Raw genomic sequence first — 8830 nt, 5'->3', positions numbered from 1 at the left:
GCTACGGTTTCTTCCAGGCCGCCGGCAGCCTGATCATGACCGGGCCGACCCTGACCAACGTGAACGACTTCCGCGCCATCCTGATCCTATGACCCGCTGATCCCATGAGCCCGCGCGCCGCCCTGCTGCTCGCCGTCCTGCCGCTGCTGGCGCTGGGCGGCTGCGTGCCGAGCGGCAGCATGAAGGCGCCACAGGCGGCCGCATCTGCGCCGGGCATCCGCAGCAATCCCGGCGGCCCCGATCTGGACCGCTACACCAACAATGCCGGTCAGTATCCGCGCGCCACGCCGGCCACCTGGTGGCAGCCGGTCTACAGCGTCGACGGCTTCTCGCGGCTGGACGAGATCTTCAGCGCCCGCGTGGTGTCGCGTGCGCCGGCGCCGCGGCCCTGGCGGCGAGCCGCGGCCGAACCGGCGCTGCAATACTCTGCTCCGCCGATGCGCGGCGGCGGGCGCTACGATATCGATGGCTATCTGGCGCGCAATCCCGCCACCGGCCTGCTGGTGGCGGTGGACGACACCATTCATGTCGAGCGCTATCAGTATGCCCGCAGCGATGCGCATCGCATGGTGTCGTTCTCGATGGCCAAGACGATCTGCGCCATCCTGGTCGGCCTGGCGGTCGCCGATGGCGCGATTGCCTCGATCGAGGATGCGGCCGAACGCTATGCGCCGGCGCTGGCCGGCAGCGAATATGGCCGCACGCCGATCCGCCATCTGCTCACCATGTCGTCCGGCGTGCGGTTCCGCGAGGATTACGATGGCCGCGACGACACCGTGAAACTGTCGCGCGCCATGCTGTTCGGTCCCGGCGGCGCCGGCGCAGTCAAGCAGTTCGATACGCGCGAGGCGGTACCGGGCGCGCGCTGGTATTATGCCTCATCGGAAACCCAGGTGCTGGGCCTGGTGCTGACCGGGGCGCTGAAACGTCCGATTGCCGACTATCTGTCGGAGCGCATCTGGCAGCCGATCGGCGCCGAGGCCGATGCCAGCTGGGTGATCGACCGCACCGGCCAGGAAACCACCTATGCCAATTTCAGCGCCGTGCTGCGCGATTATGCGCGGCTCGGCATGTTGCTGGCCAATGGCGGCAAGGTCGGCACGCAACAGGTGATCCCGGCCGACTGGCTGCGCGAGATGACGCGGGCGCATTTCACCAGCACGCAGACCGGCCGCTGGTTCGGCTATGGTTTCCAGACCTGGGTCTTCCCCGAGAATGACGGCAGCTTCGCGCTGCTGGGCGTGCGCGGCCAGACCATCTTCGTCGATCCGCAGCGCCGTCTGGTGATGGTGCATACCGCCGTGCGGCCCGATGCGCGCGATGCCGGCGGCGCCGAGGCCACCGCGCTGTGGCGCGGCCTGCGCCAGCATTTCCCCCGTCGCGCCGGATAGGCTATACAGAACCGGTCACCCGCCGGAGGCCGCATGCAGTCTGTCACACTGAGTCTTGCCGATCTCAACCGCATGGGCGCGACCGATTTCGTCGCCAGCTTAAGCGGCATTTTCGAGCATTCGCCCTGGGTGCCGGAGCGCGCGGTGCCAAAGCGCCCGTTCGGCAGCCTCGACAGTTTGCATGGCGCCATGGTGGCGGCGATGTGGGCTGCCAGTGAGCCCGAAAAGCTGGTGCTGCTGCGCGCGCATCCGCAACTGGCCGGCAAGGAGGCCGATGCCGGCACGCTGACGGCGCATTCCACCAGCGAGCAGGACAGCGTCGGCCTGACCCGCCTGAGTGCGGAAGAGAAGGCACGGATCGTCACGCTCAATGCCGCCTATCTGGAGCGTCACGGCTTTCCCTTCATCATCGCGGTGAAGCTGCGCAGCAAGCGCCAGATTTTTGAGGCTTTCGAGGCGCGGGTGAGCAATCCGCGCGAGATTGAACTGACCGCGGCGCTGAGCGAGGTGGGCAAGATCGCCCGCATCCGCCTCGAAGCGCTGCTGCAGGCTTGAGGAGACGCGAATGGCCCGCCTGAGCACCCATGTGCTGGATACCATGCATGGCAGGCCGGCTGCCGGCGTGACCATCGAGCTTTACGCGCTGGATGGCGATGCGCGCCGTCTGGTGAAGACCGTCACCACCAATGGCGATGGCCGCACCGATGCGCCGCTGCTGGCCAGGGAAACCTATAAACCCGGGCAGTATGAACTGGTGTTCCATATCGGCGCGTATTTCCGCAGCCTTGGCATCACACTGCCCAGTCCGGGTTTCCTCGATACCGTGCCGCTGCGCTTCGGCATGGCGGAGGCCGACGGGCATTACCATGTGCCGCTGCTGGCCTCGCCCTGGAGCTATTCGACATATCGCGGGTCGTAACCGCAGGAGGGTCCGATGTCCGATCATGCCACCTTCATGCGCCAGGCCATCGCGCTCAGCCGCCTGCATATGAGCGCCGGGGCCGGCGGCCCCTTCGGCGCGGTGATCGTGGCCGATGGCAAGGTGGTGGGCGAGGGCTGGAACAAGGTGACCTCCACCAATGACCCCACCGCCCATGCCGAGGTGACGGCGATCCGCGATGCCTGCACGCGGCTGGCGCGCTTCGATCTGCGCGGCACGGTGCTCTATACCAGCTGCGAACCCTGCCCGATGTGCCTGGCTGCCACCTACTGGGCGCGCATCGACAAGGTCTATTACGCCAATGAACAGGCCGATGCGGCGGCGATCAATTTCGACGATGCGTTTCTGTATCGCCAACTGGCGCTGCCGCGCGAGCGCCGGTCACTGGTCTGCGAACAGATCCTGCGCGACGAGGCGCTGGAGGTGTTCCGCGAATGGGCCGACAAGCCCGACAAGGTGCCGTACTGAGGAGGACGCGATGCGCGCTGGCCTGATCGCCCTGCTGCTGCTCATCACCTGTCCGGCCCATGCCACGCAGGATCTCATACAGAATCTGCCGGTCCGCAACTCGGTCATGACAACGTATATCGCCCAGGCAGTTCAGCCTGCCCGTGGGGTGGTTGTTTTGATGGCCGGTGGAAGTGGCCGCTTGGATATTGATGGAAACGGTCGGATCAGAAAACTTACGGGAAACCAGCTGATACGAACGCGGATAGATTATGTGGCTGCTGGATTTATGGCCGCGACACCCGATGTGCCTGATGATTTCAAGGAAGGTGCCGATGGGGTGCGCAACGGCTATCGCTGGAGTGCCGAGCATGCCGCTGATATTGGACTTTTGATCGAGTCATTGCGGTTTTTTCATCCCAAAGTCTACCTGGTCGGCACCAGCCGTGGCGCCTTGAGTGTTGCCAATGCTGCTGCGCGGCTGTCGGGTGCGCAGAAGCCCGATGCCATCGTCATCACCTCAGGGATGCTGATGCAGACCGACGCGCGGCAGCCGTCGGTACAGCGCATGGTCAAATCCGATTCGATCACCATGCCGGTTCTGCTGATGGCGCATGAGAACGATGCCTGCATCTACACGCCGGCCAGCGCCACGGCACAGTTCAAGGCGCTGCTGACCGCGGCGCCGCGTGTCGACATCATGATGCTGAAAGGCGGCCAGGCCGACAAGAAGGGTGAGGAATGCGAGGCCGCCGGCCATCACGGCTTCGCCGGCCTCGACCAGGACGTGGTCGCCGCCATCACCGGCTGGCTGAAGGCACTGCCGTAAGTTTCCTCACTTCAGTGGCGCCCAGTCCTTCATGCTAAAGAGGTGCTCCCCTCAATTGAGGGGAGCACCCGCCGCGATCCAGGCGGCGAGAATCTGGCGTTCCTCATCCGTCATCTCAGTGGCGTTGCCCGGCGGCATGGTCTCGGTGCGCACCGCCTGCTGATTGATCAGCGATGCGAAGCGGCGGATCTGCGCCGGGCTTTCCAGCATCACGCCTTTCGGTGCCTCGGTGATGCCGTCGAAGGTCGGCTTGGCGGCATGGCAGGTGGTGCAGCGGGCGGCGACCACGCGCTGCACATCCTCGATGGTGACGCCCTCGGCCAGAGTGGCGCGGCGCGGATCCCAGTGGGTGAAGAAGACCAGCCCAACGGTGAGCGCGAAAGCGACGCCAAGATATTCATAGCGGATGCCGCGGCTCTGGTTCTTCAGGTTGAAGAAATGCCGCACCAGCCCGCCGATGATCATCACCACGGCAAGGATCGCCCAGCCATAGGGATGGCCGTAGGTGACCGGGTAATGGTTGCTGATCATGGCAAACAGCACCGGCAGGGTCAGGTAGTTGTTGTGCAGCGAACGCTGCTTGGCCTGTTTTCCGTAACTGGGGTCGGGCACCTGCCCGGCCAGCATCTCGGCCACCGCCTTGCGCTGGTTGGGGATGATGTTCATCGCCACATTGGCGGCCATGATGGTGCCGATCAGGGCGCCGACATGCAGATAGGCGGCGCGGGCGGAGAAAACCTGCGTATAGCCCCAGGCGGCGGCCACCAGCAGCACGAAGCCGACGCTGGCGAGTGCTGCATCGTTGTTGCCGAGCGGCGACCGGCACAGCAGGTCATAGGCGATCCAGCCCAGCACCAGCGAGACCAGGCTGAAGCCGATGGCTTCCCAGCGGCCGAGCGGCAGCACCTTGGCATCGATCAGGTAGAGATCGGCGCTGACGTAATACAGCGCGCCCATCAGGAAGAAACCGCTCAGCCAGGTGAAATAGGCTTCGTATTTGAACCAGTGCAGTTCGGCCGGCAGCTGCGGCGGCGCGACCGAGTATTTCTCGGTGAAATAGAAGCCGCCGCCATGGATCAGCCAGGCCTGACCCAGCACGCCCTGCTGCTGGTCGACACCCTTGCGCAGCGAATTGTCGAGCCAGACGAAGAAGAAGGAGGAGCCGATCCAGGCGATGCCGAAAATCAGGTGCATCCAGCGCAGCACCAGATTGAGCCATTCCATTGCCAGATCGATCATGCCGTCCGTCCCCCGGGCGCCGCGCCGATGTTGCGGCGCGGCAAAGACCAAGCCCTACCGAGCCCGGGCAGAATCGTCAATCCGGATTGTGTACAATTTTACCGCGCAGCGCGGCTCAGACCTGCTGCCGGCGTGCATCCTTGGCATGCAGGAGCAGCGGTTCGCCCGGCATGTTGCAGGTGAGGATGCGGGTGATGCGACCCTGTGCATCGCTCAGCGGCAGTACGATGCGGTCCCAGCTGTTGATGGTGATCTGCATCGGCATTTCATGCCAGGTGAACAGCGGCATCGGGCGGCGCAGCAGGGCGCGGTAGCCGGCGATGTAGAAGGTGCTGGCCAGCGAGCCGGTGACGATTTCAGAGGTGCGCTTGCCGGTCATGTCGAAGCCGGCGACGCGGGCCACCTCGCTGCCATAGAGGCGGTAGCGGAAATCCTCGCCGTCATCCAGCACGTCGATCAGCAGGATGTAGCCCAGCGCCGGCTTGAGCTTGAATGGATCGATCTGCTCCGGCGTCACGCGGCCCTCGGCGTCGCGCAATGACAGCCAGAGATTCAGCACGAAGGGCAGTTGCGTGGTGGGCAGGTCTTCGGCGCGCGGGTTCCACTGCACGACCGGCGGCTGCAGGCCATGGCGCAGGAAAGGCGCGGCGAGCGGCGCGAGATTGCCGGTCAGCAGGCCGTCACGCATCGCGTCGATGGCGGTCCGGTCGGGGAGGTCGCTCATGGCTGGTCCATCATTGCGCCGCAGAAATACTGGTTTCCCGCCATTGCGGCAAGCTGGCGAGTAGGGCTGTCGGCTATGCAATCTGGCCGGTCAGTCGAGGCGGGCCTCAGTTCAGACGGGTGGGCGGTGGCGGTTCCAGCTCGCCCAGCATGGCCCGCACGCTGTCCAGATGCGGATTGAGCTGCAGGGCGGCGCCAAAGGCGCTGACCGCCGCCGCCGTTTCGCCATGGCGCAGGCAGATCTGGCCGAAGCCGCAGATGGCGCCGAAATGGCGCGGCTCGAGCTGCAGGGTGGCGCGGATATCGGCAATGCTCTCGGCATCGCGCTGCTGCAGATACAGCAGCGTGGCGCGCTTGTTCCAGGCCTCGGCCCAGTGCGGCGCGGCGCGCACCAGCTCGTCCAGCACCTGCTCGGCCTCGGCGAAGCGTCGGCGGGCAATGCCTGAAATCGCGCGCTGCAGACGCGCCTCCAGCGCAGGATCGGCATGGCTGGTCCAGATCGCCCAGATTTCATCCTCGATCTCATGGGCCGGCTGGGTGGACGTGCCCTGCTGCAGCGACTGGAACAGCCGGTCGAGCCGCGTGGCGATGCCAGCCGGCGCCGTGCAGGCGCCGTTCAGAATCTGCTTCAGTGTTTCGGCAACCGGCAAATCCATGCCCAGTCCCTCGTCCGGTATCGCCTGCGCCCTATCATCTAGAGCCAACCCCAGATGCGGCGAGGGCGGGAATGCGACTCTTCCAGATTGCCATCGGTTTGTGGCTGTGCTGTGTCGGTGGCACGGCGATGGCGGAACCGGCCCTGTGGCAGGCCCTGCGCAGCGGCGAGGCGGTGGCGCTGCTGCGCCATGCCGAGGCGCCGGGCACCGGCGATCCGCCTGGCTTCCGCCTGGAGGCCTGCGCCACCCAGCGCAACCTGTCGCCGGCCGGCCGCGCCCAGGCCGCGCGGCTCGGCGCGCTGTTCCGCGCCAACGGCATCGCCAATGCCGAGACCCGCAGCAGCCAGTGGTGCCGCTGCCGCGACACCGCCGCCGCCCTTGGCCTGGGCCCGGTGCGGGATGCGCCGGTGCTGAATTCCTTTTTCGGCTCGCCGCAGGCCGCCAGCACGCAGACCGCGGCCTTGCGCGCATTGATCGAGAGCCTGCCTGCCGGCCAGCCCGCCGTGCTGGTAACGCACCAGGTCAACATCACGGCGCTCACCGGCATCTATCCGGGCAGCGGCGAGGTGATCGTGGTGGCACGGCAGGGTTATCGCGTGCTGGGCCGGCTGGGCAGCGACTGACTTATTCCAGATGCTCGATGCTGAGTGTCACATGGTCGGCGGCAAAGCGCGCGCGCACGAATTCCACCGGCCGGCCGCGCTCGTCCACATTCACGGTCTCGCTGATCAGCACCGGGCGGGTGCGCGGCAGGTCGAGCAGGCGCGCATCGCCGGCGGCGATCAGTTTCGCCGCGATCCGCGTGGTGCGCCGCGTATAGTCGGCCACCCCGGCCAGCTTGAGCGCGCCGGTGATCGAGCCGGCGCGGCGGAACAGCTCGGGCATGTCGGGGAAGCGCTCGACGCTGAAGCAGTGGCTGCTCATGCTGACTGCGCGGTCATCGGCATGGTTGCGGGTTTCGATCTGCCATAACGGCGCCCCGGTCGGGATGCCGAGCGCGCGGGCGATCTCCGCCGGGGCCGGAATCTGGTCGGCCGAGATCAGCTCGCGCATCGGCTTTTTCTGCCGGGTCAGCAGGTTTTCGGTGAAGCGCGTGCGCGCGCCGATGCGGTAATCCAGCGACCCCTCGGCGACGAACATGCCGCGGCCTTGCTCGATGCTGACCAGCCCGGTCTCGGCCAGCCGGTTCATCGCCTGGCGCACGGTATGGCGGTTGACGCCGAAACTGTCGGCCAGCTGTTTCTCGGTCGGCAGCTGGATGCCCGGCTTGTAATCGCCACGGCGGATCGCCTGCTCCATCGCAGAGGCGATCTGGCGCCACACCGCCATGCCGGCACCCCGTTCAATCGGGCCGCGCCCGCTCCTGTCTTCCGCTCCTGATACCGCCATCGGACGCTCCGTCATAAAAGATTCGCCAAAGCATGGCTTGCTGATGCCGCGCCGGCGGGGTATTGAATGTGTAGATGTCTAGACAAATTTAGACCATTGCGCAAGAGGTCTGTATGAGCGCCCCGCTTCATGTTTCCGCCGACCCGGCCAGTGCCGATCCGGTCGTCCAGGCCCGGCAACGCCGCCTGCGGCTGCTGGCCCGCGCCGACCGCGCCACGCTGGAGGCCGCCTTTGCCGCCCTGCCCAGCCCGCCCAGCTGGCGCCGGCTGAAGCAGCCCGAAACCGGCCTGGCCATGGTGCGGGCCCGCGCCGGCGGCGCCGGGCAGCGTTTCAATCTGGGTGAGATGACGCTGTCGCGCTGCGTGATCGCGCTGGACGGCAGCAGTGTGATGGGCGTGGGCTATGTGCAGGGCCGCGACCAGCGCCGCGCCGAACTGGTGGCAGTGTTCGATGCGCTGAGCCAGGACGCCGCCGGCGCCGAACGGATCGAACAGCTGCTCATCGCTCCGGTGGAGCAGGATCTGGCAGCGAAACGCCAGCAGCGCGCGGCCAAGGTGGCCGCCACCAAGGTCGATTTCTTCACCCTGGTGCGCGGGGAGGATTGAGCATGACGACGATGACACAGATGGCGCCCGCCGCGGGCTTCGACGATCCGGTGCAGCAGAGCCAGCAGGCCTTCCGTGCGCTTCTCGATGCCATGGCGCGACCCGGCCGCGTGGTGACGGTGGAGACCGAGGCGGGCCATCCCGACGGCCTGGCGCCAGCACTGGCGGCCGCGCTGCTCACGCTGGCCGATCTCGACACGCCGGTCTGGCTCGGGCCGGGCTTCGATACCGATGCGGTGAAAACCTGGCTGCGTTTCCACAGCGGTGCGCCACTGGCGGCAACCCCGCTGGAAGCGGCCTTCGTGATGCTGGATGGCGCGCAGATGCCGGCGCTGGATGCGTTCTCGTTCGGCACCGATGAAGCGCCGGAACGCGGCGCGACGGTGTTCATTCAGGTGCCGGACCTGACCGGCCCCACCGCGATGACCTGGCGCGGGCCAGGAATCAAGGAGAGCGTGTCGATGCCGCTCTGTGGCCTGGGCGACGCGATCTGGAAACAGCGTGCAGCGCTGGCCCCTGAATTCCCGCGCGGCCTCGATCTCTATCTCGGCTGCGGCCGCGATCTGCTGGCGCTGCCGCGCAGCACCGTTATCGCCTTCGAAGGAGCCTGA

At 66.5% G+C, this 8830-nt stretch carries 12 protein-coding genes; 8 read left to right on the top strand and 4 right to left on the bottom strand.

The features are described from left to right. Window positions 1-104: 104 nt before the first annotated feature. The 5 genes from AAG799_RS07195 to AAG799_RS07175 all read left to right on the top strand — a co-directional run bounded on the left by AAG799_RS07195 (window position 105) and on the right by AAG799_RS07175 (window position 3607). A complete protein-coding gene (locus tag AAG799_RS07195) occupies window positions 105-1391 on the top strand; it encodes a serine hydrolase (RefSeq protein WP_341895131.1) in 1287 nt (428 codons plus the stop codon). 33 nt (window positions 1392-1424) lie between these two features. Beyond that, on the top strand, window positions 1425-1946 hold the full coding sequence (gene uraD, locus AAG799_RS07190) for a 2-oxo-4-hydroxy-4-carboxy-5-ureidoimidazoline decarboxylase (RefSeq protein WP_341895130.1): 522 nt from the start codon (window positions 1425-1427) through the stop codon (window positions 1944-1946). A 10-nt stretch (window positions 1947-1956) separates the two neighbouring features. Beyond that, complete coding sequence (gene uraH / locus AAG799_RS07185) at window positions 1957-2310, top strand: hydroxyisourate hydrolase (protein ID WP_341895129.1); 354 nt, start codon at window positions 1957-1959, stop codon at window positions 2308-2310. Window positions 2311-2325: 15 nt separating this feature from the next. Then, on the top strand, window positions 2326-2799 hold the full coding sequence (locus tag AAG799_RS07180; RefSeq protein WP_341895128.1) for a nucleoside deaminase: 474 nt from the start codon (window positions 2326-2328) through the stop codon (window positions 2797-2799). Between the two features lie 253 nt (window positions 2800-3052). Further along, entirely contained in the window at window positions 3053-3607 is a 555-nt protein-coding gene (locus AAG799_RS07175; protein WP_341895127.1) for a hypothetical protein, read from the top strand. A gap of 51 nt (window positions 3608-3658) precedes the next feature. Here the strand turns inward: AAG799_RS07175 and AAG799_RS07170 are convergent, their stop codons facing one another. From AAG799_RS07170 to AAG799_RS07160, 3 genes are all read right to left on the bottom strand, one after another. Next, the gene (locus tag AAG799_RS07170) at window positions 3659-4846 is read right to left on the bottom strand and encodes a urate hydroxylase PuuD (RefSeq protein WP_341895126.1); all 1188 of its coding nucleotides are present in this window, start codon (window positions 4844-4846) and stop codon (window positions 3659-3661) included. Between the two features lie 115 nt (window positions 4847-4961). After that, window positions 4962-5570, bottom strand: coding sequence for a PAS domain-containing protein (locus tag AAG799_RS07165; protein ID WP_341895125.1), 609 nt, complete (start codon window positions 5568-5570; stop codon window positions 4962-4964). Window positions 5571-5676: 106 nt separating this feature from the next. Continuing rightward, complete coding sequence (locus tag AAG799_RS07160; RefSeq protein WP_341895124.1) at window positions 5677-6225, bottom strand: tetratricopeptide repeat protein; 549 nt, start codon at window positions 6223-6225, stop codon at window positions 5677-5679. A gap of 71 nt (window positions 6226-6296) precedes the next feature. Here AAG799_RS07160 and AAG799_RS07155 point away from each other — a divergent pair, with 71 nt between their 5' ends. Then, window positions 6297-6848, top strand: coding sequence for a histidine phosphatase family protein (locus AAG799_RS07155; protein WP_341895123.1), 552 nt, complete (start codon window positions 6297-6299; stop codon window positions 6846-6848). 1 nt (window position 6849) lies between these two features. Here AAG799_RS07155 and phnF read toward each other — a convergent pair whose 3' ends face one another. Continuing rightward, window positions 6850-7614: a phosphonate metabolism transcriptional regulator PhnF gene (phnF, locus tag AAG799_RS07150; RefSeq protein WP_341895122.1), complete on the bottom strand. Its 765-nt coding sequence runs from the start codon at window positions 7612-7614 to the stop codon at window positions 6850-6852. Between the two features lie 113 nt (window positions 7615-7727). On the opposite strand from phnF, the gene phnG reads away from it, so the two are divergent. Together phnG and phnH are read left to right on the top strand one after the other, a co-directional pair. After that, a complete protein-coding gene (gene phnG / locus AAG799_RS07145) occupies window positions 7728-8219 on the top strand; it encodes a phosphonate C-P lyase system protein PhnG (protein ID WP_341895121.1) in 492 nt (163 codons plus the stop codon). Between the two features lie 2 nt (window positions 8220-8221). After that, window positions 8222-8830, top strand: coding sequence for a phosphonate C-P lyase system protein PhnH (gene phnH / locus AAG799_RS07140; RefSeq protein WP_341895120.1), 609 nt, complete (start codon window positions 8222-8224; stop codon window positions 8828-8830).

Origin of the sequence: Ferrovibrio terrae (assembly GCF_943371255.1) — a bacterium.
In the GTDB taxonomy this organism is placed as follows: Bacteria; Pseudomonadota; Alphaproteobacteria; order Ferrovibrionales; family Ferrovibrionaceae; genus Ferrovibrio; species Ferrovibrio terrae_B.
The sequence above is the reverse complement of the archived record's forward strand: the minus strand, read 5'-3'. Positions and strand labels throughout refer to the sequence as shown.

What these genes read in the sequence shown, in the direction of transcription:
- uraD (WP_341895130.1), top strand. Translation starts at nt 1,425, where the DNA reads ATGCAGTCTGTCACACTGAGTCTTGCCGATCTCAACCGCATGGGCGCG.
- AAG799_RS07165 (WP_341895125.1), bottom strand. Translation starts at nt 5,570, where the DNA reads ATGAGCGACCTCCCCGACCGGACCGCCATCGACGCGATGCGTGACGGC.
- AAG799_RS07180 (WP_341895128.1), top strand. Translation starts at nt 2,326, where the DNA reads ATGTCCGATCATGCCACCTTCATGCGCCAGGCCATCGCGCTCAGCCGC.
- phnF (WP_341895122.1), bottom strand. Translation starts at nt 7,614, where the DNA reads ATGGCGGTATCAGGAGCGGAAGACAGGAGCGGGCGCGGCCCGATTGAA.
- AAG799_RS07195 (WP_341895131.1), top strand. Translation starts at nt 105, where the DNA reads ATGAGCCCGCGCGCCGCCCTGCTGCTCGCCGTCCTGCCGCTGCTGGCG.
- AAG799_RS07155 (WP_341895123.1), top strand. Translation starts at nt 6,297, where the DNA reads ATGCGACTCTTCCAGATTGCCATCGGTTTGTGGCTGTGCTGTGTCGGT.
- AAG799_RS07160 (WP_341895124.1), bottom strand. Translation starts at nt 6,225, where the DNA reads ATGGATTTGCCGGTTGCCGAAACACTGAAGCAGATTCTGAACGGCGCC.
- phnG (WP_341895121.1), top strand. Translation starts at nt 7,728, where the DNA reads ATGAGCGCCCCGCTTCATGTTTCCGCCGACCCGGCCAGTGCCGATCCG.
- phnH (WP_341895120.1), top strand. Translation starts at nt 8,222, where the DNA reads ATGACGACGATGACACAGATGGCGCCCGCCGCGGGCTTCGACGATCCG.
- AAG799_RS07170 (WP_341895126.1), bottom strand. Translation starts at nt 4,846, where the DNA reads ATGATCGATCTGGCAATGGAATGGCTCAATCTGGTGCTGCGCTGGATG.
- uraH (WP_341895129.1), top strand. Translation starts at nt 1,957, where the DNA reads ATGGCCCGCCTGAGCACCCATGTGCTGGATACCATGCATGGCAGGCCG.